This window comes from Nonomuraea sp. NPDC004186 (assembly GCF_053603495.1).
This window is the reverse complement of sequence record NZ_JBSGFQ010000021.1, coordinates 82192-108649: the sequence shown is the minus strand read 5'-3', so window position 1 is coordinate 108649 and position 26458 is coordinate 82192. Positions and strand designations below refer to the sequence as shown.

Genomic DNA, 26458 nt, shown 5'->3' with positions numbered 1-26458 from the left:
GCGAGGCGGGCGCCATGCTTGGGGAGCAACGGGGGTGGGCGGCGACGGGGTGGGGGCACCGTGCTGCAGCTGTGGCACCGGGAGTGGCCTCGCCGCTGGAAGTAGCCTCGCCGTCCAGAGCGGCCTCGCCGTCGGGAATGGCGTCGCCGTCGGGAGTTCACCCCCAGGATCGGGTGAGCCGGTCAGGCGTCCTCGTGCGACGCCGGCCAGCCGGATTCGAGCAGGTCGAAGATGGCGTTCATCGCGGCCAGGGGGTCGGCCTCCACACCCGCGAGCTCAGGAATCTCCAGGACATAGCGGGCGAGCGCGCGGACGGTCATGTCGGACGGGTCGCGGCCGCTCTCGGCGGCGATCGCCTCGGCCAGGGGCCCCTCACCGGCTATCCAGAGCCTGCGCGAGTACTCCCGCAGGGCGGGCGTACTGACGATCAGGTCACGCTTGGCCCGCAGCTCGGGTGGGAGATCGTCGGTGAACGGCCCTCGGCCCGCCAGGCACCGACGCAGGGCTTCCAGGACGGACTGACCGGCGGGCCGGTCGCGGACCGCGGCGGCCAGCCAGACGTGCCGTTCCGCGCCATCGTCGAAGATCAGCGCTTCCTTGCCATCCGGCACGTGCGCGAACAGCGTGGCGATGGAGACGTCCGCCTCGTCGGCGATCTGGGCGACGGTGACGCCGTCGTACCCGTGCTCGGCGAACAGCCGCAACGCGGCGTCCGACAACGCCCGGCGGGTCTGTGCCTTCTTGCGCTCCCGGCGCCCCATCTCCACGCCCTCATCGTAGCGAAACCTGGAACGCCTACGAATCCATAATGACTATAGTTTCAGAGTCAGTTCAGAAATCATCGAGCCAAGGAGCCGACCATGTCCCCCTGGGACGTACGACGCCTGCCGCCCGCCGAGGGCAAGCACTTCCTCGTCACCGGCGGCAACGCCGGCATCGGATACTTCGTCGCCGAACAACTCTCCGGCACCGGCGCCACCGTCATCCTCGGCAGCCGCGACACCGCCAAGGCCGAAGCCGCGCGGGCCTCGATCCGCGCCCGCGTCCCCGGCGCCGACGTACGGCACATCCGCCTGGACCTCGCCGACCTCTCCTCGCTCAAAGCCTCCGTGGACGCCCTGAGCCTGGAGAGGCTGGACGCGGTCGTCTGCAACGCCGGAGTGCTGCTCGACCAGCCGCAACGGCGGGTCACCGAGGAAGGAAACGAGCTGATGTTCGCCACCAACCACCTGGGGCACTTCGCGCTGATCCACTGGCTCTCGCCCCTGCTCACGGCCACGCCCGCGAGCCGCGTCGTCACCACCGGCAGCTTCACCGCCAAGTCCGGGAGCCTGGACCTCGACGATCTCCAGAGCACGCGCGACTACCGGCCCAAACGCACCTACGCGCGATCCAAGCTCGCGCAGATGCTCGTCGGCTTCGAACTCGACCGCCGCCTGCGCGCCGCCGGCAGCACGACACTGAGCGTGGTCACCCACCCCGGCGGCGCACTCGACTCCCTCACACCGGCCCGCCCGCCGGTCCACCTGCCCACCACCGGCGAACGGCTGCGCGGCCTGCCCGCCGGCCTCCTCCTCCAGGGCAAGGAAGCCGCCGCCTGGCCCGCCGTCCGGGCCGTCCTCGACCCGTCCGTACGCGGCGGCCAGCTATGGGGACCCCGGGTCTTCGGGATCCGCGGCCTGCCCACCCTCGAACACGTACGCGGCCACCTGGCCGACACCGAACTCGCGGCCCGCGTGTGGACCGCCAGCTCCGCTCTGACCGGCCTCGACCCGAGCCCTCCGGCGGCATTGCGATAGCGGACCACAGTCCGATAATGTCCTCCCGGCACCGACCGGCACCAGAAGAACGCCCCTCCAGCGAACCTCACCCGGCGAGGGCCGCACCGTTTCCCCCCGCGCGAGAGTGAAGGTCAGCTCCCCATGAGGAAAATCCTCAACGTCGCTCACGTCTACATGATCCTTGGGCTGGTCAGCGGCCTGTACTACCGCGAGCTGACCAAGCTGACGGGCTTCACCGGCGACACGCAGCTGGGCGTCGTCCACACGCACCTGCTCGCGCTCGGGATGCTGTTCTTTCTCGTGGTCCTCGCTCTGGAGAAGCTGTTCGCGCTGACCTCCGTCCGGCTCTTCGGCTGGTTCTTCTGGATCTACAACGCCGGCCTGGCGGTGACCGTCGCCACGATGACCCTCCACGGCACCCTGACCGTCCTGGGCCGCCCCAGCGGTGAAGCCATCGCGTTGATCTCCGGACTGGGTCACGTCCTGCTGACCGTGGGCCTGATTCTGCTGTTCGTCACCTTGGGCAAGCGCATCCCCGCCAAGCCCGCTCCCGCGACCCACCCCGTCCCGGCCGACGCGGCACCGCGGAACGCCGAAGCCTGACGAGGGCTCATGGTCGCGCCCGGGCCTGATCCTCGACCAGGGCTGCGAAGCCGTCGAGATGGCGCGCCAGGCTGTACTCGAACAGCCCGTCCAGGTCCGACACCGTCTCCTCCGGGATCGTGGCCAACAGCGGAAATCGTCCGCTGTCGAGGAGTTCGTCGGCGCGGTTCCGTTGCGCGAGCCACCACCGGTCGAGGGTCACGCCGGTCTCCTGCTCGGCCTCGACCTCGTCCGCCATCGACAGGGCGACGGTGATGACCAGTCCGTGCAGCGCGAGCGCCTCACGGATGCAGGTCTCCATGGGCAGGCCGAGCCCGTCGAGCGCGCGCAGGGTCCATTCGGTGTGGGCCATCATGTTGGGCACGAGCAGCGGGCGCGTGAACGAGACGGCCCTGGGCAGCCAGAGGTGCCGCCGTACCAGCTGCCATTGCGCGCGGGAGATCAGTTCGAGCTTGGCCCGCCAGCCGTCCGGCCCGGGCACGGGGAGCTCCGGCTCGCCGAAGACCTCGTCGACCATCTGCGTCACCAGCTCGTCCTTGTTCTCCACGTGCCGGTAGAGCGACATCGGGCCGGCGCCGAGTTCGGCCGCGAGCCGCCGCATGGACACGGCGTCGAGCCCTTCGGCGTCGGCGATCTTGATGGCGGTGCGGAGCATCTGCTCGCGATTGAGCGCCTGCTTGGGGACACCGGCCTGCCGCGGCCTCGGCGGCACGACCGGCTGCTTGAGGGTCGTACGTGAGCTGACCACCGCGCCGGAGCCGACCTTCGTCTCGACCAGCCCCTCGTCGCGCAGCGCCGCCATCACCTTGGTCGCGGTGGCGAGCGCGACGCCCCATCGCTGGGCGATCTGCCGGATGGACGGCATCCGGTCGCCGGGCCGCAGGGCGCCGCTCAGGATCCGGGCACGGATCTCCGCGACGATCCGCTGGTATGGCGGATCCGTTCGCTGCATGGGGACCTCCGATCCATCGACAAGTGCACTAGTTCACTCTATACAGTACTAGTTCACTTCTTTCCCTTAAAACCGCGAGAAAGGCGGCTATCTGAATACTCTGTACGCATGACAGTTGATACGCCGTACGCATCCGTGCGGAAGACGGATGGAGCAGACGAGCAGGCGGTGCTGGACGTCCTCACCGAGGCGTTCATGAACGACCCCCTCGCCTGCTGGCTCTTCCCCGAGGCGAGCGAACGAGGTCGGCTCCAGTCGTACTTCTACCGCTCCCTGCTGGCCCATCCCACCGCCGAGGCGTACCTGATCGGCGGTCGCGAAGGCGCCTCGTTGTGGCTGGCGCCGGCCCCGGGCCGGACGTCCCACGAGGAGCCTCCGGGGGCCGACCAGGTCTTCGGCGAGAACGGAGCACGGCTGCAGGCCGTGGGCGAGGCGCTGGCCCAACGGCACCCCGGCCACGAACCGCACCTCTACCTCGCGTGCATGGGAGTGGTCGGCGGGCGGCAGGGCGCCGGACTCGGTACGGCGATGCTGCGGCACCGGCTGGAGCGGGCGGACGCCGACGGGCTCGCCGCGTACCTCGAGGCGAGTTCGCCCCGCAGCCGCGACCTCTACCTGCGGCACGGCTTCGAGGATCTCGGCGAACCGGTACGCGTGGCCGACAGCCCGCTCTTGTGGCCGATGTGGCGCCGGCCACGGCCTTGACCACCCACACAAACCCGCCGCGGCCTTGACCACCCACACAAACCCAACGAACAAGGAAGAGAGCGACCATGACCAACCATGAAGCAGGACGCGCGCCGACCCTGGTGTTCGTCCACGGGACCAACTCCTCCTCGGCCCTGGGCACGGGGCTGATCCGCGAACTCACCCTGCGCGGGCACCGAGCCCTGATGGTCGACCTTCCGGGACACGGCGACGAGGCGTTCTACCCCCGCGCGTACCAGGCCCCGCAGGACCTCCATGCGCTGGCGACCGAGCCGTCGCCGCTCGCCAAGATCACCATTGACGACTACGTCGAACGCGTCGTGGACGTGGTCCGCCGCGCCCACCGCCTCGGGCCCGTGATCCTGGCCGGCGCCAGCCAGGGCGGCGTCACCGTGAGCAGGGTCGGCAACGCCATCCCCGAGCTGCTCGACCGGGTCGTCTATGTCGCCGCGTACTGCTGCGTGGACCTGCCGAACCTGACCGCCTACCTCTCCACCCCCGAGAACAGCGACAGCCTGCTCCCCCAAGTGACCCAGGCGCTGGTCGCCGACCCCGCGGTCCTCGGGGTGACCCGGCTCAACTGGCGCTCGGCCGACCCGGCGGTGTTCCGCGGCGTCAGGGAGGCCCTGGCCGGCGACTTCACCGACGAGGGGGTGAGCCGGCTGCTCAACCTGCTCGAACCGGATGAGACCGCCGGCATTCCCATGGCCGACGCCCGGGGCGAGGCGCACACGTGGGGCCGCATTCCCCGGACGTACGTACGTTTCACCCTCGACCGGCTGATCCCGCCGGCGCTGCAGGACCGGTTCATCCAGGAGGCCGACCGCCTCACGCCGGACAACCCGACCGACGTGCGAAGCGTCGCGGCGCCCCACGTCGGCCCCTTCGACCGGCCCGAAGTGGTGGAGATCTTCAGCGAGCTCCTCAGCCGTTAGTCCCGCGCGCGCGAGGTCTCAGGGGGTACGGACGTCGCGCGTGGTGCCGTCCGCGATGGCCTGGAGTTTGTCCGGGTTGGCGATGTTGTGGATGGTGAAGATGCGGCCCTCGGCGTCGAAATCGAACGTGACGGTGGCGATCACCCGGCCCAGGCCGCTGAACACCACGCCCGGGCCGCCGTTGATCTCGACCAGTGCGGCGTTCATGTCGGCGGGCTCGACGCCCTGGTAGGTGACCTCACCGATGGCGGCGAACCAGGCGGCCACCGTCTCCGCGCCCACCACCGGCCGCAGCGCCTGGCGAACCTTGCCGCCGCCGTCGGTCCACAGGGTGACGTCCGGGGACAGCAGTTCCATGAGGGTGTTGATGTCGCCGCCGGTCGCGGCGGCGAGGAAGCGTTCGGTGACGTCGCGTTGCCGCGACCGGTCCGCGGTGAACCGGGGCCGCCGGGCCCGTACGTGCTCGCGAGCACGGTGCGCGGCCTGGCGCACCGCGGACTCGGAGCGCTCCACCGCCTCCGCGATCTCGGCGTGGCTGAAGCCGAAGACCTCCTTCAGCACGAAGACCGCGCGTTCGAGCGGGCTCAGGGTCTCCAGCACCACCAGCATCGCCGTCGACACCGACTCGGCGTTCGTGACGTCGTCGGCGGTGTCGCCGCTGGTCAGGATCGGCTCCGGAAGCCACGGCCCGACGTAGGTCTCGCGCTGGTGCTGCGTGGAGCGCAGCCGTTGCAGCGCCAGGTTCGACACGATCCGCGCCAGATAGGCCTTGGGGTCGGCCACCTGTGAACGGTCGGCGGCCGACCATTTGATCCAGGCCTCCTGGACCGCGTCCTCGGCGTCCGCCACGGTGCCGAGGATGCGGTAGGCCACGGAGAACAGCAGGTTGCGATGCTGGTTGAAGACCTGCTGGTCGCGATCGGAGTACGGCTGCGTCACCGCACGCCCCTGGTGAAGCGGCCGCCGCGGGGCCAGAACGCGCCCGAGGCGGGCAGCTTCTTCATGCGGCCATAGGTCGGCCAGGGCGAGGCGGTCACCGTCTCCTTATACCGTGCCGCCGTCCGGCCGGTGAGATAGACCCGTCGGGGGCTGTCGTCGGGGTGGGTGAACTGGACGACGGCATCGTGCCGCCCCAGGCTCACCGGCGTGTGGTAGTAGCCGAAGCGGAACGGCTTGGGCCGCCTGCCGTCCAGCGTGCGGACGATCGACACCGCGGCGTGCACACCGGTCGGCATGCCGCCCTGGCACGTGCCGTGCATGACGCCGTACCGCTGCCGGATCGCGGCCGCGTCGCCCACGGCGTACACGTCCGGGTGCGACACCGACCGCAGCGCGGCATCGGTGACGATCCGGCCACGCTCGTCGACGGTCAGCCCGGCCGCGGCCGCCAGCGGCGACACCCGCGTACCGCTCGTCCACAGCACGACGTCGGCGGCGACGAGCTCCCCGCCCGCCAGCTCCACCGCGTCCGGCAGCACCTTCACCACCTCGGCCCCACTGAGCACCCGGACGCCCAGGCGCGCGAGCGCGGCCTGCAGGTACGCCCTCGGCTTGGGACTCATGGCCGCGCCGGGCTCCTGCCGGCCCAGCAGCACGACGTCCAGCTCCGGGTACTGCTCGGCGATCTCCGCGGCCGACTCGACGCCGGTCAGCCCGCTGCCGCCGACCACGACCGTGCCACGGCCCAGCCGAGCCAGCCGATCGGCCAGCAGCTCGGCGTCCTGCGCGCTGTTGAGCGTGTACGCGTGATCCTCCACGCCCGGCACCGCCGACGTGTCGGCCACGCTGCCCAGCCCGTACACCAGCGTGTCGTAGTGCAGCACCCGGTCGTCGTCGATCCGTACGAGCTTCGCGTCCGCGTCCACCGCCGTCGCCCAGCCCCGCACGAACCGCGCGCCCGTGCCCTCCAGCAGCTCCGGGATGCTCAGCTCGGCGACCCGCTGCCCGGTCGCCGACATGTGCAACCGCAGCCGCTCGGTGAACCGCTCCTGCGCGTTCACCAGGGTCACCTGCACGTCCTCGCGCCGCGTACCCCGAGCCGCGAGCTGGATCGCCGCGGCCATGCCCGCGTACCCCGCCCCCAGAATCAGAACCCGATGTTCGGTCATCTTTGCGCCCTTCTCCTCGCACTGACGACCACGTGATGCAAGCTGCTCGCCGATACGTGACACGGGCCAGGTGTGACGTGCGCCACACCCCACCTCACGAACGGACTACGGAGACTTTCGCCTGGTCAGCGGCCACGAGAGGGCACGAACGAGGGCGCTATCGCGGGCTCAGAACACAGAACTCATGGCCATCGGGATCGGCCATGACCACCCAGTCGACCTCGCCCTGACCGATGTCGACGCGCGTCGCCCCGAGGGCGACGAGCCGCTCGACCTCCGCTTGCTGATCGCCGCCGGCGGGCGGAGCGAGGTCGAAATGCAGCCGGTACTTCCCGGTCTTCGGGTCCAGCGGCGGACCGCCCCAGGTGATCTTCGGGCCGCCCTGCGGCGAGCGGATCGCGGTCTCCTGGTCCTGATCCCAGACCAGCGGCCAGCCCAGCGCCTCGCTCCAGAAGTAGCCGACCTCCTGCGAACCGTCGCACGCGAGCGCCCCGACGAATCCGCATTCGGCGAGGAAGTTGTTGCCCGGCTCGATCACGCAGAACTCGTTGCCTTCGGGGTCCGCGAGCACGACATGCTCATCCTCCGGACCTTGACCGACGTCGATGTGCCGGGCGCCGAGCCGGAGCGACCTCGCCACCGTCTCCTGCTGATCCTCGAGGGACTTGCTCGTCAGGTCGAAGTGCATCTGGTTCTGGCTGATCTTCTGCGCCTGGGACGGCAGGAACCGGATCCGGAACCCGGTGTCATCGCTCGGCAGGAGCGCGACGCCGTCCCGGGGGTCGTCGGCCAGCTTCCAGTCCAGGACACCGGCCCAGAAGCGCGCGAGACGGAGCGGGTCGTGTGCGTCGAAGCAGAGCGCGTGGAGGCGACAAGCCATTCCGCTCCGCACCTCCGATCTGCTGATTCAAAGCCGCAGAAAAGGCACGTCCGCCGCGCCCATGGAGAAAATAACGTCTGGCACACGGGCCCCGCCACGCATTTTCTCCCGCGCCCGTCGCCCCACCACGGAGCGGCGGATCGCGCGCAACCTCGTTTGAACTGCAGAAACACTATGGTCGCTAGTGGTGCGATATGCCCTGGAAGTGCCCTGCGAGGAGGCGCGGTTCTGCCCCGGCCACGTGCCCGGTGCCCGGTGCGTGATGGAGTCGTCTGCTTTGATCCCAGCCATGGAATATGAAGCGGCAGCCTACGAGCCGATGACTCCGGCGCATCATGCGGTCGAGCACGGCGACCTGGCGGAGCTGACTCGGTTACTCGACGCCGGTACCGATCCAAATGAGGTGTGGTCCAACATGACCTTGCTCTTGCATGCGATCGACGTGGAAGCCGATGGAGCAGCCCAGACCGGGCAGTCACTGGACGCTGCATGTACCGCAGTGCTTTTGGCCTACGGCGCTGATCCCGAACGTCCGGGCCGTGACGGGGACGTCCCGCAGCTCTTCGCCTTCCACTACGGTCACGGACCAGCCGTTCGGCTGCTTGAGGCTCATATCGCTCGTCTTCACGGCGGCACGGTGCCGATCCTCTGTCCCGAGCTTCCTCCGGCGGAACCACGTCCGTGGCCAATGTGAACCTGCGACTTCTTGCTCCCAAAGCAGCCCTCGCGATCGGGAGGAGCGGTCTTTGCCGAAGTCGATGGACTGGCTAGTGTGCCGCACTGTGCACTGACGGGCCGGAGAATGCCTTCCGATGTCACTCAGTTCGTCGCTGAGGCGTGGAACCAGAGCGGAACTGAGGATCTGTGCTGAGATGTGGTGAGACCGGACCGGACGAAGGGATCCTCCATGAGCGATCGGGGCACGGCTTCGTTCGAGGACAATGTGGCCCACAAAGAGGTTGAGCAGTTCTCGGACGAGGCTCGGGAGCGGTTACGAGAGGCGGCCGAAGCGTTCGCGGCAGAGGTGCTTCAGCACACCGAGACCTTGTGTGGGATGGAGGGGCGCCAACGGGAAATTGCGGAGATCTTCGCGATGGACAGCCCGCTCTCGGAGGCAGCTCGTCGCTTCGGCGATGCCCAGTTCGATCTCACCGGGATCTCCCCGTCCCTCGATTACCGCATTGAGGACGACGAAGAAGAGGAGCCTGTGGAAACGGGGGCCGCGGAAACGGAGTCCGCGGAGCGGATCGCCGTACTCATTCGCCACGACTTCCTGATCAACGACCGGGAGGCGCTGATGGCTGCCGGCCGGGCTGCCTACCTGCATGTGTGGCCGGACGACGTCGAGGATGACGCCGAATTTGACGTGCAGACCGTGAGCCGGGCCGTCTACCAGCTCATGCACGCCTCGGGTGAGGACACTATCCTCGATGATGTCCCGGGTCTTAGGCCCACCAGAAGCATTCAGCTCACGCTTGACGTGAACGAACCCCTCGACTTCGACGACCCCTTCTCCATCTACTACGGCGACGACAAGTGACTCATGCTCGTCGCTCGGCCTGGAACTGTGTATCGCTCAGCTTTATCAAGCCGGTGATACGACTCCAACCAGAATCCCATGGTTTCGATCAGCCCTCGGCGATTCGGCGGCAGCGCCGGCCAGTCAAGCGGGTTCACCTTCGTTCAGCCCAGTTCATCCAGCGTGGCTCCTGATCTGGCTCCCTTTCAGGCTGTCACCGATCACGTCCTTCCCGCCACACGGGAGAGGTGGTTTGCTTGGTTCCCGCACGTTGCACACCGCCGGAAGAGGGACTGATGAGGTCAGCGAGGCGTGCCTCCCGGAACGGGCTGGCCGCTTTCTTCATCATGGTCATGCTTACTGCCTGTGCTCCTGCGGTTGCTGTATCGAAGGTTCCATCTCCAGAGCCGACCTGGTACGGAACGGGAACGAACGAGAAGGTGGCAGCTGATGAGATATGCCCTGAGGGCGACGGGCCCAGAGGGCTGGACTGCCGCAAGACAGATTCCACATACAAGGCAGCTCCTAGATTCGACGCATGCATGGAGCAGCACCAAGTCAAGAACGCGAACATCCTGTGCCATCGCACTTTGATCGCCTGGTTCGAATGCAAATATGGCGCACAGTCGAACGGCGTTACTTCTAGGATGTGCGACGCTTCGGCCGACTCCTATCTGTCCTGCCGTACACGAACTCCTGCCCGTTCTGACCATGTCTGTGCGGCCGGCGAACGAGAGCACCTGCGGTGCCCCGGATCGTATGGTGACCCCTTCGTCGACTGTGGAGACTTACGGCGTTCCTATTATGAATGTCGCGATGATCCCAGAGGGAGTGACCCGTTCTGTGCCACGTATCTTGAGGTTCTGAGCGTCTGCCGCACACTAAAGGTCGGGTGTGCCGACCTGCTCGACAAGTTCCTCACCTGCACAGACGTGCAACTATCCCCCAATGAATGCGCTTTCGGCCAGCGGATGAGGATCTATTGCCTCCGCGACATCAATGAAGGCGTTTTCCACAAGGCGGACACATGTGACGGCCAATGGCGTCAGGCGATGACTGAATGCCTGGATGAGGACCAACGCACTGTTCTGTGTTCGATGGGTGCGGGCTGGCGAGATGCGAGCTATTCGATCTGCGAGGGTCAGACAGGTGTCGCCTATCTGAAAGGTCGAGCGACAGAGACGCACATTTGTTGGACGGGTGGCGATGCCGCCGAACTCATGGATGAGGTGGCGGCAGGCATCTCGGAAGACACGTACCTGCGCGTGGTCCACTTGAATGGCGAAATCAGCTACGAGGTCATGCACCCTAAAGTCCAAGGAACCCTGTAGAAGTCTTACGCTCGTCAAGCGACGTCCTGCTCTTTGGTCTGCGGTAACACCCTGAACCACCAACCTCGGTGCACCCCTTGCCTGAACATCCCGCCCGCCATCGACCCACTACGGAGCGGCAGCGAGCCGGATGGATCCCATGACCCGCATATGTCCGGGCGCCATCCCGGAGCCGGAGCGCCCCCGCCTGCACATCCCCATATGCAGGCGGGAACCGGCGGCTGTTCCCAGTCCAGCCCGGCGCCTGCTGAGCGGAATCGTACTGTCGCGCGGCGCGGGCCCGTTCGACTCGTCCGCGCCAGCCGTCCGGCGTCGTTCTCAGCCGGCCGCCGGGAGGGTCAGCGGGAGGCGGGGGCGTGCCGTGACGGCGGCGCGTGCGGCCCGGTTGACGCGTTGTTTCGTACGGCCCTGCGTGACAACCTGATCCGCCGCGATTACGTCAACGCGAAGATCTGGAAGCCCTCCATTACGGCGGCGGGCCTGCTTCCTGACACGACCTGCGTCACACCTTCGCCAGTACGCCTCCGGCGTCCCCATTTCGGAGGTCTCCAGGTGGCTCGGTCATGAGTCGATTGCCACCACCGTGGATCTGTACGGTCACCTCGTACCGGATCCGCTAGAGCCAGAGAAGCGCTGGACAGGGTGTTTGGCGCCCCTGGCCTTGGGGCATCCCCGTTCCCTCCCAGGTCAGAGAGGGATTGGGTGACGAGTCGGCCTGTAGGCCGGGTTCTGTCCTTCGTGAGAAGGGGCGACCATCCATCTAGGGCCGCCGTTGCCGGCGGCCTCGAGCGGTCTACCCGCGCGGCTCGGGCGGGCAGCCCTCGAACGTCGCGCGCGGGACGCTCCGGAGAGCGTCCCTTCTTGACCTTGCTCCGGGTGGGGTTTACCTAGCCGCCCACGTCACCGTGGGCGCTGGTGGTCTCTTACACCACCCTTTCACCCTTACCTCCCGTCAACCGGGAGGCGGTCTGCTTTCTGTGGCACTGTCCCGCGGGTCACCCCGGGTCGGTGTTACCGACCACCCTGCCCTGTGGAGCCCGGACCTTCCTCGGCGGGCCGGATGGCCCGACGCGGTCGCCCGGCCGACTCGTCTGCAGCATTTTACCAAGCTCCGGGGCGTTCCCGGTCAACGCCGCAGGTGTGAGGTGTCGTTGAACGACTTCACCACGGCCGGGCCGTCCGCGTAGTACTCGATCAGCGACAGGCAGGCCACGTCGAGGTGCATGCGGTAGAGGGACTCCAGCGGGGCCATCAGGGCCAGCCGCAGCAGCATCTTGATGGGTGTGACGTGGGAGACCGCGAGGACGGTCTTGCCCTCGTAGCGCTCCACCAGCCGCTCCCCCGCCGCCTGGACGCGCCGGGCGACCGTGGCGAAGCTCTCGCCGCCGGGCGGGGCGGTCTCCGGGTCGGCGAGCCAGGTGGAGAGCTCGGCGGGCCAGCGGCGCTGGACCTCCGTGAACGTGTGGCCCTCCCAGTCGCCGAAATCGAGCTCCCTGAGGTCCTCGTCCACCTCGACGTCGAGCCCGGTCCGCCGCGCGACCGCCTCCGCGGTCTGCCTGGCGCGCTTGAGGGGCGAGCTGACGATCACATCCAGCCGGTACGGCTCGCGCGACAGCCGTTCGGCGGCCGCCGCGGCCTGGGCCAGGCCGTTCGCTGTGAGCTCGGCGTCGCCCCTGCCCGAGAACCTGCGCTCCACGGACAGCGCGGTCTCGCCGTGCCTGAGCAGGAGCAAGGACGTGGCCACGCGGGTGGGCGGGGCCCAGCCGGTGCCCTTGGCGGGCGCCTTGGCCGTGCGTTGCTGGGCCGCGGCGGTGGAGGCGGTTGGGGCGGATATTTCGGAGATGGTGCCCGTGGCGCCGATAGCGCCTATGTCCAGGAGGTCTGTCTGCTGGGCGATGGCAGGCGGTGTGGTGGTGGGTGCCGTGGCGCGGGCCGTGGAGGGCTCTCCCGCTCCCGCTGCGGTCGGGGGCTCTTCCTGGAGCTCCGGTTGAGTGGTGCCGCCGGCCTTCCAGGTCAGGCCCTTGGCGGCCGCGTCCATGGCCTCGTTGGCCAGGCGGTCGGCGTGCTTGTTGCGCTCGCGGGGGATCCAGGTCCACTCCGTCACCCGCAGCCGTCTGACCAGGGATCCGGCTTCCATCGCGAGCGGCCGCAGCCCCTCGTTCTTGATCTTCCAGCGGCCCGCCATCTGCTCGATGACCAGCTTCGAGTCCATCCGGACGGCCACCGGCGCGCCCTCGCCGCCGAGCCGGAGCACGGCCTGCAGGCCGGCGATCAGGCCGCGGTATTCGGCGACGTTGTTGGTCGTGACGCCGATGGCCTCGGCCGCCTCCGCCAGCACCTGGCCGTCGGAGGCGTCCATGACCACCGCGCCGTAGCCGGCGGGCCCCGGGTTGCCGCGGGATCCGCCGTCCGCCTCGATGACGTAGGAGGTCACAGGCCTGACTCTGCCGTACGTACGAGGATGCGCCGGCACTCCTCACAACGGAGGACGTCGTCGTGGGGCGCGGCCTTGATGCGGTTCATCTCGGCGATGGACAGGGCCACCTTGCACCCCTGGCACCGGCCGCCCCGCAGCATCGCGGCGCCCACGCCGTACTGGTCCTTGAGCTTCTCGTAGAGCGCCAGCAGGTCGGCGGGGATCTCGCCGGAGACGCCGCCCCGGCGGCCCTGGACCTCCGAAGCCTCCTTGTCGATCCCCTGGAGCCCCTCGTCGCGGCGGGCCTCGGCGGTGGACAGGGCGGCGGCGAGCTCGTCACGCTGCGCGATCAGGTCGGTGACCTTGGTGTCGGCGGCCTCCCTGCGCTCCATGATCTCCAGCACGACCTCTTCCAGGTCGCCCTGGCGCTTGTGCAGCGAGGCGATCTCGGACTGCAGGCTGGAAAGGTCGCGCGGCGAGGTCACGGCGCCGGAGTCGAGGCGCTTCTGGTCACGGTCGGCACGCGTGCGCACGGCGTCGACGTCGCTCTCCGCCTTGGCCTGCTCGCGGGCCAGGTCGCCCGCCTCGGTCTCGGCCTCGATCACCTGGGTGGCGACCTTGGCGAACAACTTCGACCGCTCGTCGATCTCGGCCAGCTCGGGCAGAGTGCGGCGGCGGTGGGCCAGCCGGTCAATCACGGAGTCGAGCTCTGCCAGGTCGAGCAGTCTCTTCTGTGCCTCAGGGGCTGCTTTCATGATCAATATCCTTTTGTCCAAGCATCGGTGACCGTGGCGGAGACGCGCGTTTCAACGGTAACGCCACTCGAGTGCAGGATGGACGCCGCGCTGTCCAGCCAGGGCCACTCGGTCGCCCAGTGCGCGGCGTCGATGAGCGCGGGCCCGCCCGACTCCACGAACTCACTCGCCGGATGATGCCGCAGATCCGCCGTCAGGAACACATCGACCTCGGCCGCCTTGGCCGTGCCGAGCAGGGAGTCGCCGGCGCCGCCGCTGACCGCGACGCGGGTGACGGGCCGGTCGAGGTCGCCTGCCACGCGGATCCCCCAGGACGTACGGGGCAGGCCCTTGGACGCCTGCGCCGCGAAGTCGCCCAGCGTCATCGCCGAGGGCAACTCGCCGATGCGGCCCAGACCCCGCCACGGGTCGTCCGGGAACGGCTGGAGCGGCACCAGGTCGCCCACCAGGCCCACGACCCTGGCCAGGGCGTCCGACACGCCGGGGTTGGCCACGTCGGCGTTCGTGTGGGCGGTGTAAAGCGATATGTCGTTCTTTATCAGGGTGTGGATCAGGCGGCCCTTCGGCGTGGTCGCGGCCACGCTGGTGGTGCCGCGCAAGTACAGGGGGTGATGGGTGACGATCAGGTCGGCCCGCCACTCCAGGGCCTCCTCGGCCACGGCCGCCACCGGGTCGACCGCGAACAGCACCCGGCGCACCTCCTGCGCCGGATCCCCGCAGACCAGCCCCACGGCGTCCCACGACTCGGCCCGGGCGGGCGGGTAGGCCGCCTCGAGCACCTCGATCACGTTCTTCAACGACACAGCAGCCACCTGCGCAGACTATCGGCACGGGAGAGGGTGTCGGTGGTACGGCGTTCGGCGTAATGTAAGTGAATCCTGACCTGCGGAGGGCGGCATGTCACCAAGCGTCGCAATCGTCGGAGCGGGGTTCGGCGGGCTGTGCATGGCGATCCGGCTCGAACGGGCCGGGATCCGCTCGTACACGGTCTTCGAGAAGGCGGACGACCTCGGGGGCACCTGGCGCGACAACAGCTATCCCGGGGCGGGGTGCGACATTCCCTCGCATCTTTACTCGTACTCATTCGAGAAGTACGCGAGCTGGACCCGCCGTTACCCAGAACAGCCCGAAATTCTTGGATATCTTGAACATTGCGCCGATAAATACGACGTCAGGCGAAAAATCCGGTTCGGCGCGGAAGTCCAGCGTGCCGACTTCGACGGCACCAGGTGGCAGGTGACGAGCGGCGGCCGCACCGAGCCGTTCGACATGGTCGTCACCGGCGCGGGCCAGCTCAACCGCCCCCTCCTACCCGATATTCCGGGAATGCCGGACTTCGGGGGCGTCTCCTTCCACTCCGCCCGCTGGAACCACACCCACGACCTCACCGGCCGCCGCGTCGCCGTGATCGGGAACGGGTCGTCGGCGGCCCAGCTCATCCCGCGCATCGCGGAGCAGGTCGAGCGCCTGTACGTCTTCCAGCGCACCCCGAACTGGGTCATCCCCAAGCCGGACACCACCTTCGGACCGCTGGCCAGGCTGGGGTTCCACTACGTGCCCGGCCTCCAGCGCGCCTACCGCGAGTGGCTCTACCGGTACGCCGAGGCCACCCTCTATCCCGCGCTCGCCCAGGGTTGGAGCGCGGACCTGCTCAGGAAACGCGCCCTGCGGCACCTGCACGACCAGGTGCCCGACCCGGCGCTGCGGGCCAAGCTCACGCCCGACTACCCGCCGGGCTGCAAGCGGGTCGTCATCGACAGCTCCTTCTATCCCGCGCTGACCAGGCCCAACGTCGACGTGGTGACGGACAAGATCGTACGGATCACGCCCACGGGCGTCGAGACCACCGAGGGCCCGCACGAGGTGGACACGATCGTCTACGCCACCGGCTTCCGGACCACCGAGTTCCTGGCCCCGATGGAGATCACCGGGCGCGACGGCCGCACGCTGGACGAGCAGTGGAAGGGAGGGCCCGAGGCGTACCTGGGCATCTCCGTGCCGAACTTCCCCAACCTCTTCCTCCTGTACGGCCCCAACACCAACCTCGGCCACAACTCCATCGTCTTCATGATCGAGTGCCAGGTGGAGCACATCATGTCCTGCCTGCCGTACCTGTCCGCCAACGGGCCGATCGAGGTGCGGCCCGAGGTGATGGCGGCCTGGCGCGGGCAGCTCGACGCGGCGATGGCGCGGATGGTGTGGGGCGGCGGCTGCCGGAGCTGGTACAAGACGGCCGAGGGCCGCGTGACGAACAACTGGCCGGGCCCCACCACCCTCTACCGCCGCCTCACCGCCAGACCCCCGGCCCCCGCCTACCGCCCCGTCGGCCTGAGGACGCCGTAGCCGCGACAGTGCGGGCCCGGATCTGCGGTCCCGGATCCGAGGCCCCGGGCTCCCACGACGCCAGACGCCGAGCACGCGGTACCGCGGAGCGCGCCGCGCCGTGGGACGACGATCCGGCGATCCCGCCGGGGACGTCCGGCGGGGCCGCGCAGGCGTGCGTAAATGGAGGGGTGAACGGTGGTGTGAAGATCAGGGAGTTGCGGGAGATCGACGAGTTCGAGGAGGTCTACCGGCTCTTCGACGACATCTGGCACCCGGCGCCGCACAACCCGCCCGTGACGATGGAGCTGATGATCGGGTTCGCGCACACGGGCAACTACGTGGCGGGCGCGTACGACGAGGGCGGCACGCTCGTGGGCGCCTCGGTCGGGTTCAGGGCGGCGGAGCGGACGCTGCACTCGCACGTGACCGGCGCGGTCATCGGCAGGGGCATCGGCCACGCGCTCAAGTCGCACCAGCGCGAGTGGTGCCTGGGTCAGGGGCTGGAGCGGATCACCTGGACGTTCGACCCCCTCGTACGCAGGAACGCGCGGTTCAACCTGGTCAAGCTGGGCGCCATGCCGGAGGAGTACCTGGAGGACTTCTACGGGAAGATGGCCGACGCGATCAACGAGGGTGACGCGTCCGACCGGCTGCTGGCCGCGTGGCGCCTCACAGAAACGGCGAAACCCGGCGAACCGCCCGCCGCCGAGGCGCTCCTGTCGGACGAGGGCGGGTGGCCCGTGGCCAAGGAGGCGCGGGGCGGCACGGTGCTCGTGGGGACGCCGGCGGACGTCGAGCGGTTGCGGCGCGAGAACCCGGCGGCGGCCGCGGCGTGGCGGCTGGCCGTGCGTGACGCGCTCGGCCGGCGTATGAAAGCGGGCTGGCGCGTCGTGGGTTTCACCGAACGCGGAGAATACGTGGTCAAGCAGGCTAACTAGGTATTCCACCAGAGTTTGCGGTCTCTGTAATGTGGCGGCTAGGCAACGCTTAGCAAGGAGATTCGCATGGCGGAGTTCACCCCGACCGTTCCCGCGCGAGTCCTACCGTCCGTCACCGTCCGCGACCTGCCCGACCCTCCCCGATCGACCTGGCGCATCATCGGCCCGGGGCTGGTCGGCGCGGGTGTGGGGCTGGCGTCGGGCGAATTCATTCTCTGGCCGTACATCGCCTCCCAAGTCGGGCTCATTTTCGTCTGGGGAGCCGCGATCGGCATCATCACGCAGTGGTTCCTGAACATGGAGATCGAGCGTTACACGCTGGCCACCGGCGAGACCGCGCTCACCGGCTTCAGCCGGATGTGGAAACACTGGGGCCTGGTCTTCGTGGTGATGACGCTCTGCTCGAACCTCTGGCCCGGCTGGGTCACCACGTCCGCGACGATGGTGACGTACCTGACCGGGTCGGGCGCGGGCAGCGTGCGGTGGATCGCGATCGGCATGCTCGTCGTGATCGCGCTCGGCCTGACGCTGGCGCCGGTGATCTACACCGCGCTCGAACGGGTCATCTTCGTGAAGATCATCCTGGTGGCCACGCTGATCCTGGTCGCCGTCCTGTTCGCGATCAACGCGGAGAGCTGGGTCCAGCTGGGCAAGGGCCTGACCGTCGGCGCCCGGATCCCGGTGCCGCCGCTGGAGTTCTCGCTGCTGATGGGCGCCATCGCCTACGCCGGCGCGGGCGGCGGCCAGAACCTCTGCCAGAGCAACTGGATCCGCGACAAGGGCTTCGGCATGGGCCAGTACGTGCCGCGCCTGGTCAGCCCGGTGACCGGCCAGGAGGAGGCGGCCGCCTCGACCGGCTTCCAGTTCGCGCCCACCAAGGAGAACCTGGCGCGCTGGCGGCAGTGGTGGCGCTTCGCGAACATCGAGCAGGCCTGGACCTTCGCCGTGGTGTCGTTCCTGACGATCGCGTTCATGTCGATGCTGGCCTACTCCACCGTGTTCGGCCGGGAGGGGCTGGCCAACGGCATCCAGTTCCTCAAGGTCGAGGGCGAGGTGCTGCAGGAGGTCGTCGGGCCGTGGTTCGGCGTGCTGTTCTGGGTGATCGGGGCGCTGGCGCTGTTCGCCTCCGCCATGGGCATCGTCGACTACACCTCGCGGCTGGCCTCCGACACGATCAAGACGGTCTACCTGCGTGACAAGCCCGTCTCGGTGAACCGCGTCTACTTCTACACCGTCTGGGCGATGGCGCTGATCGGGATCGCCTTCCTGCTGGCGGGCTTCGACCAGCCGCTCATCCTGCTGGTGCTCTCGGCGTGCTTCGCGGCCGTGATGATGTTCGTGTACTCGATCCTGCTGATCATCCTCAACCGGCGGTCGCTGCCCGAGCCCATCAAGGTGCGCTCGTACCGGCTCGGCGCGCTGATCTGGTCGGTGGCGTTCTTCGGCACGCTGACCGTGATGGTCCTCATCCAGCAGGCGGACAAGCTGTTCGGCTGATCGTCAGGGAGTGACCTGCCCCGGAATTTGACCTCAACCTCGCTTGAGGTTACAGACTCGGCCGCATGAACGTGATCGAGGTGACGAGGTTCGGCGGCCCCGAGGTGCTGGAAGTCCGGCAGGCGCCGGAGCCGGAGGCCGGCCCGGGGCAGGTGCTCATCGGCGTGTCGGTGGTGGACGTGATGTCGCTCGACGCGCAGCTGCGGGCCGGGTGGGGACGGGAGTGGTTCCCCGGCGAGCCGCCGTTCGTGCCCGGCACCGGCGTGGCCGGGCGGGTGCTGTCGGTGGGTGACGGGGTGGACGGCGCGTGGGCGGGGCGGCGGGTGGCCGCGTTCCTGCCCGGTGGCGGCGCGTACGCCGAGCGGGTCGTGGCCGACGCCGAGACGGTGGTCGCGGTGCCCGACGAGGTGCCTCTGTGGTGGGCGGCCGCGCTGATCCAGGTCGGGCCCGCGGCCCTGAGCCTGGTGGAGGCGGCCGAGCTGAAGCCGGGGACGCGGGTGCTGGTCACGGGGGCCGGTGGCGCGCTGGGGCTGCCGATCGTGGGGCTGGCGAGTGCGGCGGGGGCCCGGGTGACGGCCGCCGCCCGCGGCGCGGCGAAGCGGGCCGCGGCGCTGGGGATGGGCGCGGCGGAGGCCGTCGGCTACGACGAGCTCGGCGGGCCCTTCGACGTGGTGTTCGACGGGGTCGGCGGGGAGGTCGGCGGCGCCGCGTACGAGCTGGTCGAGCCCGGCGGCACGTTCTTCGCCTACGGCGTGCCCAGCGGCTCGACCGCCCGGATCGAGCCCGGGGCCGCGCGGGTGGTGGGCATGGAGCAGGTCCAGTTCGCCCCGGACGAGTTCCGGCGGCTGGCCGGGCGGGCCCTGGAGCACGACATCCTGACGACCGTCGTGGGGCTGGCCGTGCCGCTGGAACGCGCGCACGAGGCCCACGCCGCCCTGGGGAGCCGCGAACTGGTCGGCAAGGCGGTCCTGCTGGTCACCGCCCAGGCCGCCCGCTACCGCGCCCACGGCGGTCCGGAGGTGCTGGCGCTGGAGGAGATCCCGCTCCCCCAGCCCGGCCCGGGACAGGTGCGGATCGCGGTCAGGGCGGCCGGGGTCAACCCCATCGACTGGAAAATCCGCCGCGGCCTCATGGGCGCGCCCCTCGGCGAGCCTCAGGGCACAGGGCTCGAACTGGCCGGGACGATCGACGCCCTCGGCCCCGGGGTGACCGGGTGGCGGCTGGGTGACCCCGTGTTCGGTCAGGTCGAGGGAGGTGCCGCCGCCACGCACGCGATCGCGGACGCGGGCCTGCTGGCGGCCAAGCCGGACGATCTGACGTACGAGGAGGCCGCCGCGCTGCCCGTCGCCGTCGAGACGGCCCGGCGCGCGCTGGGCGGGCTGGGCCTGGAGAAGGGCCAGACGCTGCTGATCCACGCGGTAGCGGGCGGCGTCGGACTGGCCGCCGCGCAGCTCGCCCTCGCCGCGGGCGCCCGGGTCGTCGGGACGGCCGGCGAGCGCCACCACGCCTTCCTGCGCGGCCTCGGCGTCCACCCGGTCACGTACGGGGAAGGCCTGGAGGAGCGCCTGCCCGGCCCCGTCGACCGGGTGCTGGACGCCTCCGGCAGAGGCGAGCTGGAGCTGTCGGTGAAGCTGGCCGGCGACCCCGCCAACGTGATCACCATCGCCGACCGGGCGGGCGCGGCCGAGCTCGGCGTGCGCTTCTCGTCCGGCGGCGCGAAGGGGCCGGTGGACCACCAGAACGTACGGATCCCCATCGCGGAGGCGTTCCCCCTGGAGCGGATCGCCGACGCGCACCGGCTCAGCGAGGACGGCCACTTCCTGGGCAAGATCGTGGTGAACACGGAAGGGACCTTGCCGCGATAGCGCGGCACACTGGTCTCATGCTGGAAACCTCGGCCCGCCTGCTGAAGCTCCTGTCCCTGCTCCAAGCGCGCCGTGACTGGACCGGCCCCGAGTTGTCGTCCCGGCTCGGGGTATCCACCAGGACGGTCCGCAACGACGTCGAGCGCCTGCGCACGCTCGGCTACCCCGTGCACGCCACGCCCGGGGTCGCGGGCGGCTACCGGCTGGGCGCCGGGGCCTCCCTGCCGCCGCTGCTGCTCGACGACGAGGAGGCCGTCGCGGTGGCGGTCGGGCTCGGCCGGGCGGCCGGGGGCGGCGTCGAGGGCATCGAGGAGACCTCCGTTCGGGCCCTGGCCAAGCTGGAGCAGGTGCTCCCGTCCCGGCTGCGCCGCCGGGTGAACGCGCTCAACACCTACACCGTGCAAATACCGGGGCAAGTACCGGGCGACGTGCCCGCCGTACCCCCCGAGGTGCTGACCACGATCGCGAACGCGGCCCGCGACCACGAGCGGCTGCGCTTCGACTACACCGGCCACGACGGTGTGACGGCGGTGCGGAACGTGGAGCCGCTCCGCCTGGCGCACCGGCGCGGCCGCTGGTACCTCGTGGGGTACGACGTCGAGCGGCAGGGCTGGCGCACGTTCCGGGTGGACCGGGTGCGCCCGCGCACCCCGGCCGGGCCCAGGTTCACCCCGCGCGAGCCGCCGGAGGGCGGCGACGTGGCGGCGTACGTGGAGAAGGGCGTCAACACGGCGACGTGGCGCCACCGGGGCACGGTGCTGGCGCACGCCCCGGCCGACCGGCTGCCCCGCCTGCCGCTGGGGCTGGAGGTGGAGCCGGTGGACGAGGCCACCTGCCTGGTCAGGCTGGGCGGCGACGACCCGGACAGCATGGCCAGGTGGATCGGGTTGATGGGCGTGGACTTCGAGGTGCTCGACCCGCCCGAGCTGGCCGAGGCCGTGCTGAGGCTCTCCGAGCGCTACCGGCGGGCGGTCAGCGAACGGTAGGGCTCCGGTCAGCGGGCGGCCCCAGGCTCGGCGGCATGAAGAACATGACGCGGGTGGCGGGCGGCAAGGACGATTTCCAGCTCGTGCACCACCTCACGCTCACGGGCAGCCAGTTCGAGATCGGCAGGGCGCTCACCGAGGAGGCCCGCCGGCTGGGCTGGGCTCCCATGCCGGCCGACCCGGCGGTGAACCGGGCCCGCAGGACGTGGTTCGAGCGGCACTGGCCGCAGCACCACGCCCGCATGGACGGCGCGGCGGCGGTCCTCGGCCTCGACCCCGACCAGGACGATCTGGCCCTCGACGGGCTGAACTACGTCCCCGAGGGCACCGGCTGCTCGGCCCTGTGGATCCCGCCGTCGGCCGCCGCGGACGGCCACGGCCGGGTGGGCCGCAACTACGACTTCTTCCCGATGACCAGCAGCGAGGTGATGGGCACCGCGCCCAGGCCGGGCGAGCTGCCGATGGCCTCGCGGCCCTACGTGATCACGACGGTGCCCGACGAGGGGCTGGCCTCCACCGTGATCACCATGTCGGACCTCGACGGCTGCATGGACGGCATCAACTCGGCCGGCCTGGCGGTCGTGCTGCTGGTGGCCGACTTCGAGCGCGCCGCGCCGCCGGAGCACGTCGCGCCGCAGGTCGGGGTGGGGAGCGTGCAGCTGCCCAGGTTCCTGGTCGACACCTGCGAGAACGTGGAGCAGGCCAAGCAGGCGCTCCTGGGCGCCAAGCAGTACGACCACGGCACCTCCCTGCACTACCTGGTGGCCGACGCCCACGGGCAGGCGTTCGTGTGGGAGCGCGGCAGGGACGGCAGCGAGCACATCGTCCAGCTCGGCGACGGCCCGCTCTGCGTCACCAACCACCTGCTGCACCGCCACCCCGATCCGATGAACCTGCCCGAGGACACCCCGGGCAGCTTCCGGACGTACGAGCGGCTGCGCACGCTGTACGAGCGCAGCACGGGCGCCGCCGTGTCACCGCGGGAGCTGCGCGACCACCTGCGCGCGGTCCGGCAGTCCGAGGACCCGGCCCTGCCGTTCCGCACGTTGTGGACGACCGTCTTCGACACCGCCGACCGCACCCTGTCGGCCCGCTTCTACCTGGGAGACGGCCGGAGCTACAGCGAGGAGCTGGTCTTTCACCCCTCCGACAGGTAGTCCTCGCGCACCTTGGAGCGCGACAGCTTGCCCGTGGGCGTGCGCGGCAGCAGGGAGCGGTATTCGATCTCCTTCGGGTGCTTGAACCTGGCGATGCGCGGCCCGCAGTGCTCCAGCAGCTCGGCGGTGAGTCCGGGGCCGGGCGTGACCCCTTCGGCGGGCTGGACGAGGGCCACCACGTGGTGGCCCCACTCCTCGTCCGGCACCCCGATGACGGCCACGTCCGCCACCGCCGGGTGCTCGAGCAGGGCGGCCTCGATCTCGGCGGGGTAGATGTTGACCCCGCCGGAGACGATCAGGTCGGTCCGCCGGTCGCACAGGAACAGGTAGCCGTCCTCGTCCAGGTAGCCGATGTCGCCCGGCGAGTACCACTCCCCCAGCATGCTGGCGGCCGTCTTCGCCGGGTCCTTGCGGTACTCGAACGTGCCCATGGCCGACTTGACGTAGATCAGACCGGGCTCGCCGGCCGGCAGCTCGGCGCCGTCCTCGTCCACGATCTTGGCCTCGAACGTGGGCACCGGCCGCCCCACCGTGCCGGGCCTGGCCAGCCAGTCGTGCGGCTTGACCGCGAACGCGATCGTCGACTCGGTGGAGCCGTAGTACTCGTACAGCACCGGCCCCCACCAGTCCATGATCTGCTGCTTGACCGCGACGGGGCAGGCGGCGGCGGTGTGGATGACCTGGCGCAGGCTCGACACGTCGTACTTGCCCCTGACTTCCTCCGGCAGCTGCAGCATGCGGTGGAACATGGTCGGCACCATCATCGCGTTGGTGACCCGGTATCGCTCGACGAGCTCCAGGATCGTCACCGGCTCGAACTTCGGGGCGACGACCACGGTGTGCCCGAGGTGCAGCGCGAACTGGGTGTGCGCGCACGGCGCCGAGTGGTACATCGGCGAGGTCACCAGATGGACGTCGTCGCCCGGCCTGAGGTCCACGACCTCGCCGAGGAACCAATGGTAGGCGGGCACCATCTGCTCGGGCGCGACGCCCGGCAGTGGCCGCTGCACGCCCTTGGGGAAGCCGGTGGTGCCGGAGGTGTACCACATGACCGCCCCGGACGTCCGCTCGCCGGGCGCGTCGGAGGGCTGCCCTTCGGCCAGCCCCGCCGTGCCGATCTCCCCGCCGGGTACGGCGTGGTCAGGCCCGGTGACCACGACCTTGGCGTCGCAGTCGGCCAGGATGTATGCCACCTCGGACGCCGTCAGGTGCCAGTTGATCGGCACGTAGTAGAGCCCGATCTGCGCGGTCGCCATGACCATGACTATGGCGTCGATGCCGTTGGGCAGCACGCCCGCCACCACGTCGCCGGTGCCGAGCCCGCGGGCCCTGAGACCGTGCGACACCTGGTTGACCCGGGCGAGCAGCTCGCCGTAGGACGTCCTCGTGCCGTCGGCGTCGATCACCGCGAGGCGGTCCGGGTCGGCGGCGGCGATGGCGTAGAAGCCGGGCAGCTGGCTGACGTCCATTTAGAGCTCCAGCAGTTGAGCCAGGCGGGCGCGGTGGATGCGGGGCGGGCCGAGCAGCACCTCGTCCGCCTTGGCCCGTTTGTAGAACAGATGCGCGTCGTGCTCCCAGGTGAAGCCGATGCCGCCGTAGAGCAGCAGGTGGTCGCGGGCCACCTCGAAGCAGGCGCGGCCGACGTACGCCTGGGCGAGGGCGGCGGCGCCGGGCAGTTCCTCCGGCGACTCGTCGGCGGCCCAGGCGGCGTACCTGACGATGGACTCGGCCTGTTCGAGCTTGCAGTGCATGTCGGCCAGCTTGTGCTTGACGCCCTGGTAGGAGCCGATGTACCGGCCGAAGGTGACGCGGATCTTGGCGTAGGCCACGATGGCGTCCAGCGCCGCCCGCATCACGCCGAGCTGCTCGGCCGCCAGCGCCACGCACAGGCGGTCGCCGACCTCCGGCGCCGGCCCCAGCACGCGGGCGGGCGCGCCTTCCAGGACCACCCGCGCCTGGCCGCGCGTCAGGTCGAGCGTCTCCAGCGGGGTCCTGGTGACGCCGGGCCCGGCCAGCTCGACGGCGACCAGGAGCTCGCCGTCGCCGCCGCGCGCGGGTGCCACCAGCACGTCGGCCTCCATGCCGCTGAGCACCTGCGCCAGCGTGCCGCGCACGGCCCCGCCGTCGAGGTCGACGGGGGCCTGGGCGAGCGTGGCCGTGGTGCGGCCCTCCGCGACGGCGGCGAGCAGCTCCTTGTCGGGGGTGCGGGTCAGGGCGATCGTGGCGAACGCGGTGGCCAGGAACGGCCCGGGCAGCAGGGCCGCGCCCGTCTCCTCCAGCGCGACCGCCAGCTCGGCCAGGCCCGCGCCCGCGCCGCCGTACTCGTCCGGAATGATCAGGCCCGCCAGGCCCAGCTCGCCGTTGAGCCTGGCGTACACCTGCGGGTCGTAGCCCTGCCGCGCCTTGGACAGCGGCGAGGCGGCGCCCAGGAAGGCGCGTACGGCCTCGCGCAGCTGCCGCTGCTCCTCATCGAGTACGAGCTTCACCCCTGCGTCCCCACCTTCAGGTCCTTGAACGGCACGGTCTTGTCCATCCGGGGCTCCGGCGGCAGGTTGAGCACGCGGTCGCCCACGATGTTACGCATGATCTCGTTGGTGCCGCCGCCCAGCGACATGGCCGGGGCCATCGAGATCGCCTGCGCGAGCGGGGAGTCGCCCAGGACGGCCTCCGGGCCGGCGAGCCGCGTGGCCAGGTCGGCCTGGAACATGGTCAGCTCGGCCAGCAGCAGCTTGGCGGCGCTGCCCCGGGCGCCGGGGAAGATCCCCGCCTCGGTCTCCTGGGCCAGCCGCTGGTTGAACAGCGCCAGGGCGCGGCTGCGGATGTGCAGCTCGACCAGCTCGTCGCGGACCAGCGGGTCGCCGGTGTCGACCACCCGGCGCAGCGCCTCCAGCGAGGTCGGGTCCTCCTTCTGGCCGCTCATTCCGACGCCCGCCGAGATCGACAGCCGCTCGTGCAGCAGGGTCGTGACGGCCACGCTCCAGCCGTCGTTGACCTCGCCGACGCGGTGCTCGTCGGGGATGGGGACGTCGTCGAAGAAGATCTCGTTGAAGTTGGACCTGCCGGTCATGTCCTTCAACGGCCTGACCGTGACCCCGGGGTGGCGCATGTCCACCACGAACATGGTCAGCCCCTTGTGCTTGGGCACCTCCACGTCGGTGCGGGCCAGCAGCAGGCCCCAGTCGGCGTGGTGGGCGACCGAGGTCCACACCTTCTGGCCGTTGACGATCCAGTGGTCGCCGTCGCGCTCGGCCCTCGTCTGCAGGCTGGCCACGTCACTGCCCGCGCCCGGCTCGGAGAAGAGCTGGCACCAGATCTCCTCGCCGCGCAGCAGCGGCCGGACGAAACGCTCGCGCTGGGCGTCAGTGCCCCGGTCGACCAGCGTGGGCCCGGTCATGCCGAGGCCGATCGAGAAGACGTACGTGGGGAGGGTGAAACCGCGGGCCTCGGCGGCGAACGCGCGCTCCTCCGCCTGCGTCAGCCCCTGGCCGCCCCACTGCCGCGGCCACGTGATGCCGGAGTAGCCGGCGTCGTGGAGCTTGGCCATGAATTCCTTGGCCCGGGCGATCGGGTCTCCCCCGGGCCGGTCGTCCGCCGGGACATTTTCCTGCAGCCAGGTCCTGGCGGACCGCCGATAGTCAGCAAGGTTCACATCGACTCCTTGGCATCAGTGCTCACTTACTCTAGTCAGGCGACCGGATGCCG

24 protein-coding genes, 1 other RNA gene and 1 pseudogene are annotated in these 26458 nt (G+C 69.9%); 14 read left to right on the top strand and 12 right to left on the bottom strand.

Annotation, left to right across the window (positions count from 1 at the left end; all coding sequences use genetic code 11):
* Window positions 1–182 precede the first annotated feature (182 nt).
* Entirely contained in the window at window positions 183–761 is a 579-nt protein-coding gene (locus tag ACWEPL_RS19570; protein ID WP_452437018.1) for a TetR/AcrR family transcriptional regulator, read from the bottom strand.
* Between the two features lie 99 nt (window positions 762–860).
* Between ACWEPL_RS19570 and ACWEPL_RS19565 the strand changes: the two genes are divergently transcribed.
* Together ACWEPL_RS19565 and ACWEPL_RS19560 are read left to right on the top strand one after the other, a co-directional pair.
* Entirely contained in the window at window positions 861–1799 is a 939-nt protein-coding gene (locus tag ACWEPL_RS19565) for an SDR family NAD(P)-dependent oxidoreductase (protein ID WP_452437005.1), read from the top strand.
* Window positions 1800–1922: 123 nt separating this feature from the next.
* Entirely contained in the window at window positions 1923–2384 is a 462-nt protein-coding gene (locus ACWEPL_RS19560) for a DUF2871 domain-containing protein (protein WP_452437004.1), read from the top strand.
* A 7-nt stretch (window positions 2385–2391) separates the two neighbouring features.
* On the opposite strand, the gene ACWEPL_RS19555 is transcribed toward ACWEPL_RS19560, so the two are convergent.
* A complete protein-coding gene (locus ACWEPL_RS19555) occupies window positions 2392–3336 on the bottom strand; it encodes a TetR/AcrR family transcriptional regulator C-terminal domain-containing protein (protein WP_452437003.1) in 945 nt (314 codons plus the stop codon).
* 108 nt (window positions 3337–3444) lie between these two features.
* Here ACWEPL_RS19555 and ACWEPL_RS19550 point away from each other — a divergent pair, with 108 nt between their 5' ends.
* Together ACWEPL_RS19550 and ACWEPL_RS19545 are read left to right on the top strand one after the other, a co-directional pair.
* The gene (locus ACWEPL_RS19550; protein WP_452437002.1) at window positions 3445–4041 is read left to right on the top strand and encodes a GNAT family N-acetyltransferase; all 597 of its coding nucleotides are present in this window, start codon (window positions 3445–3447) and stop codon (window positions 4039–4041) included.
* A 68-nt stretch (window positions 4042–4109) separates the two neighbouring features.
* Entirely contained in the window at window positions 4110–4979 is an 870-nt protein-coding gene (locus tag ACWEPL_RS19545) for an alpha/beta fold hydrolase (protein ID WP_452437001.1), read from the top strand.
* Window positions 4980–4997: 18 nt separating this feature from the next.
* Here ACWEPL_RS19545 and ACWEPL_RS19540 read toward each other — a convergent pair whose 3' ends face one another.
* From ACWEPL_RS19540 to ACWEPL_RS19530, 3 genes are all read right to left on the bottom strand, one after another.
* Window positions 4998–5918: an RNA polymerase sigma-70 factor gene (locus ACWEPL_RS19540; protein ID WP_397365068.1), complete on the bottom strand. Its 921-nt coding sequence runs from the start codon at window positions 5916–5918 to the stop codon at window positions 4998–5000.
* On the bottom strand, window positions 5915–7087 hold the full coding sequence (locus tag ACWEPL_RS19535; RefSeq protein WP_452437000.1) for an NAD(P)/FAD-dependent oxidoreductase: 1173 nt from the start codon (window positions 7085–7087) through the stop codon (window positions 5915–5917). The genes ACWEPL_RS19540 and ACWEPL_RS19535 overlap by 4 nt, the downstream gene beginning before the upstream one ends.
* Before the next feature lie 157 nt (window positions 7088–7244).
* Complete coding sequence (locus ACWEPL_RS19530) at window positions 7245–7967, bottom strand: VOC family protein (protein WP_452436999.1); 723 nt, start codon at window positions 7965–7967, stop codon at window positions 7245–7247.
* 289 nt (window positions 7968–8256) lie between these two features.
* Here ACWEPL_RS19530 and ACWEPL_RS19525 point away from each other — a divergent pair, with 289 nt between their 5' ends.
* The 3 genes from ACWEPL_RS19525 (at window position 8257) to ACWEPL_RS19515 (ending at window position 10817) form a co-directional block, all read left to right on the top strand.
* On the top strand, window positions 8257–8661 hold the full coding sequence (locus ACWEPL_RS19525; protein ID WP_452436998.1) for a hypothetical protein: 405 nt from the start codon (window positions 8257–8259) through the stop codon (window positions 8659–8661).
* Between the two features lie 213 nt (window positions 8662–8874).
* Complete coding sequence (locus tag ACWEPL_RS19520; RefSeq protein WP_452436997.1) at window positions 8875–9507, top strand: hypothetical protein; 633 nt, start codon at window positions 8875–8877, stop codon at window positions 9505–9507.
* Between the two features lie 521 nt (window positions 9508–10028).
* Window positions 10029–10817, top strand: a complete 789-nt coding sequence (locus tag ACWEPL_RS19515) for a hypothetical protein (protein ID WP_452436996.1) — start codon at window positions 10029–10031, stop codon at window positions 10815–10817.
* Window positions 10818–11519: 702 nt separating this feature from the next.
* On the opposite strand, the gene rnpB is transcribed toward ACWEPL_RS19515, so the two are convergent.
* The 4 genes from rnpB to ACWEPL_RS19495 form a co-directional block, all read right to left on the bottom strand.
* Window positions 11520–11907: RNase P RNA component class A (gene rnpB, locus ACWEPL_RS19510), an RNA gene on the bottom strand.
* Window positions 11908–11943: 36 nt separating this feature from the next.
* Complete coding sequence (locus ACWEPL_RS19505; RefSeq protein ID WP_452436995.1) at window positions 11944–13251, bottom strand: bifunctional RNase H/acid phosphatase; 1308 nt, start codon at window positions 13249–13251, stop codon at window positions 11944–11946.
* Window positions 13248–13988 carry a zinc ribbon domain-containing protein gene (locus ACWEPL_RS19500; RefSeq protein ID WP_363966010.1) on the bottom strand — a complete coding sequence of 247 codons (741 nt, stop codon included), beginning with the start codon at window positions 13986–13988 and terminating at the stop codon, window positions 13248–13250. The genes ACWEPL_RS19505 and ACWEPL_RS19500 overlap by 4 nt, the downstream gene beginning before the upstream one ends.
* Window positions 13989–13990: 2 nt before the next feature.
* Entirely contained in the window at window positions 13991–14791 is an 801-nt protein-coding gene (locus ACWEPL_RS19495; protein ID WP_363966012.1) for a Nif3-like dinuclear metal center hexameric protein, read from the bottom strand.
* Between the two features lie 94 nt (window positions 14792–14885).
* Here ACWEPL_RS19495 and ACWEPL_RS19490 point away from each other — a divergent pair, with 94 nt between their 5' ends.
* The 7 genes and pseudogenes from ACWEPL_RS19490 to ACWEPL_RS19460 all read left to right on the top strand — a co-directional run bounded on the left by ACWEPL_RS19490 (window position 14886) and on the right by ACWEPL_RS19460 (window position 22756).
* Window positions 14886–16331, top strand: coding sequence for a flavin-containing monooxygenase (locus ACWEPL_RS19490; RefSeq protein ID WP_452436994.1), 1446 nt, complete (start codon window positions 14886–14888; stop codon window positions 16329–16331).
* Between the two features lie 170 nt (window positions 16332–16501).
* Window positions 16502–17251, top strand: coding sequence for a GNAT family N-acetyltransferase (locus tag ACWEPL_RS19485; protein ID WP_452436993.1), 750 nt, complete (start codon window positions 16502–16504; stop codon window positions 17249–17251).
* Between the two features lie 66 nt (window positions 17252–17317).
* Window positions 17318–18748 (top strand): Nramp family divalent metal transporter, encoded by a 1431-nt coding sequence (locus tag ACWEPL_RS19480; RefSeq protein WP_363966016.1) that lies wholly within the window; start codon window positions 17318–17320, stop codon window positions 18746–18748.
* Between the two features lie 65 nt (window positions 18749–18813).
* Window positions 18814–19707: pseudogene (locus ACWEPL_RS19475) on the top strand (zinc-binding dehydrogenase); the annotation flags it as partial.
* A 12-nt stretch (window positions 19708–19719) separates the two neighbouring features.
* Window positions 19720–20613, top strand: coding sequence for an NADP-dependent oxidoreductase (locus ACWEPL_RS19470; RefSeq protein WP_350723247.1), 894 nt, complete (start codon window positions 19720–19722; stop codon window positions 20611–20613).
* 17 nt (window positions 20614–20630) lie between these two features.
* Entirely contained in the window at window positions 20631–21599 is a 969-nt protein-coding gene (locus ACWEPL_RS19465; protein WP_452436992.1) for a helix-turn-helix transcriptional regulator, read from the top strand.
* 35 nt (window positions 21600–21634) lie between these two features.
* Window positions 21635–22756: a C45 family autoproteolytic acyltransferase/hydolase gene (locus ACWEPL_RS19460; RefSeq protein ID WP_452436991.1), complete on the top strand. Its 1122-nt coding sequence runs from the start codon at window positions 21635–21637 to the stop codon at window positions 22754–22756.
* On the opposite strand, the gene ACWEPL_RS19455 is transcribed toward ACWEPL_RS19460, so the two are convergent.
* From ACWEPL_RS19455 to ACWEPL_RS19445, 3 genes are read right to left on the bottom strand one after another with little or no spacing between them, the layout of a single operon-like run.
* On the bottom strand, window positions 22738–24225 hold the full coding sequence (locus tag ACWEPL_RS19455) for an AMP-binding protein (protein WP_452436990.1): 1488 nt from the start codon (window positions 24223–24225) through the stop codon (window positions 22738–22740). The two genes, ACWEPL_RS19460 and ACWEPL_RS19455, sit on opposite strands and share 19 nt — an antisense overlap.
* On the bottom strand, window positions 24226–25242 hold the full coding sequence (locus tag ACWEPL_RS19450) for an acyl-CoA dehydrogenase family protein (RefSeq protein WP_452436989.1): 1017 nt from the start codon (window positions 25240–25242) through the stop codon (window positions 24226–24228).
* A complete protein-coding gene (locus ACWEPL_RS19445) occupies window positions 25239–26405 on the bottom strand; it encodes an acyl-CoA dehydrogenase family protein (RefSeq protein ID WP_355194287.1) in 1167 nt (388 codons plus the stop codon). The genes ACWEPL_RS19450 and ACWEPL_RS19445 overlap by 4 nt, the downstream gene beginning before the upstream one ends.
* Between the last annotated feature and the right edge of the window lie 53 nt (window positions 26406–26458).

Bases quoted from the DNA above. Each gene is read 5' to 3' on its own strand.
- ACWEPL_RS19570 (WP_452437018.1), bottom strand. From the start codon at position 761: ATGGGGCGCCGGGAGCGCAAGAAGGCACAGACCCGCCGGGCGTTGTCG.
- ACWEPL_RS19565 (WP_452437005.1), top strand. From the start codon at position 861: ATGTCCCCCTGGGACGTACGACGCCTGCCGCCCGCCGAGGGCAAGCAC.
- ACWEPL_RS19560 (WP_452437004.1), top strand. From the start codon at position 1,923: ATGAGGAAAATCCTCAACGTCGCTCACGTCTACATGATCCTTGGGCTG.
- ACWEPL_RS19555 (WP_452437003.1), bottom strand. From the start codon at position 3,336: ATGCAGCGAACGGATCCGCCATACCAGCGGATCGTCGCGGAGATCCGT.
- ACWEPL_RS19550 (WP_452437002.1), top strand. From the start codon at position 3,445: ATGACAGTTGATACGCCGTACGCATCCGTGCGGAAGACGGATGGAGCA.
- ACWEPL_RS19545 (WP_452437001.1), top strand. From the start codon at position 4,110: ATGACCAACCATGAAGCAGGACGCGCGCCGACCCTGGTGTTCGTCCAC.
- ACWEPL_RS19535 (WP_452437000.1), bottom strand. From the start codon at position 7,087: ATGACCGAACATCGGGTTCTGATTCTGGGGGCGGGGTACGCGGGCATG.
- ACWEPL_RS19530 (WP_452436999.1), bottom strand. From the start codon at position 7,967: ATGGCTTGTCGCCTCCACGCGCTCTGCTTCGACGCACACGACCCGCTC.
- ACWEPL_RS19525 (WP_452436998.1), top strand. From the start codon at position 8,257: ATGGAATATGAAGCGGCAGCCTACGAGCCGATGACTCCGGCGCATCAT.
- ACWEPL_RS19520 (WP_452436997.1), top strand. From the start codon at position 8,875: ATGAGCGATCGGGGCACGGCTTCGTTCGAGGACAATGTGGCCCACAAA.
- ACWEPL_RS19515 (WP_452436996.1), top strand. From the start codon at position 10,029: ATGGAGCAGCACCAAGTCAAGAACGCGAACATCCTGTGCCATCGCACT.
- ACWEPL_RS19500 (WP_363966010.1), bottom strand. From the start codon at position 13,988: ATGAAAGCAGCCCCTGAGGCACAGAAGAGACTGCTCGACCTGGCAGAG.
- ACWEPL_RS19490 (WP_452436994.1), top strand. From the start codon at position 14,886: ATGTCACCAAGCGTCGCAATCGTCGGAGCGGGGTTCGGCGGGCTGTGC.
- ACWEPL_RS19480 (WP_363966016.1), top strand. From the start codon at position 17,318: ATGGCGGAGTTCACCCCGACCGTTCCCGCGCGAGTCCTACCGTCCGTC.
- ACWEPL_RS19465 (WP_452436992.1), top strand. From the start codon at position 20,631: ATGCTGGAAACCTCGGCCCGCCTGCTGAAGCTCCTGTCCCTGCTCCAA.
- ACWEPL_RS19460 (WP_452436991.1), top strand. From the start codon at position 21,635: ATGAAGAACATGACGCGGGTGGCGGGCGGCAAGGACGATTTCCAGCTC.
- ACWEPL_RS19455 (WP_452436990.1), bottom strand. From the start codon at position 24,225: ATGGACGTCAGCCAGCTGCCCGGCTTCTACGCCATCGCCGCCGCCGAC.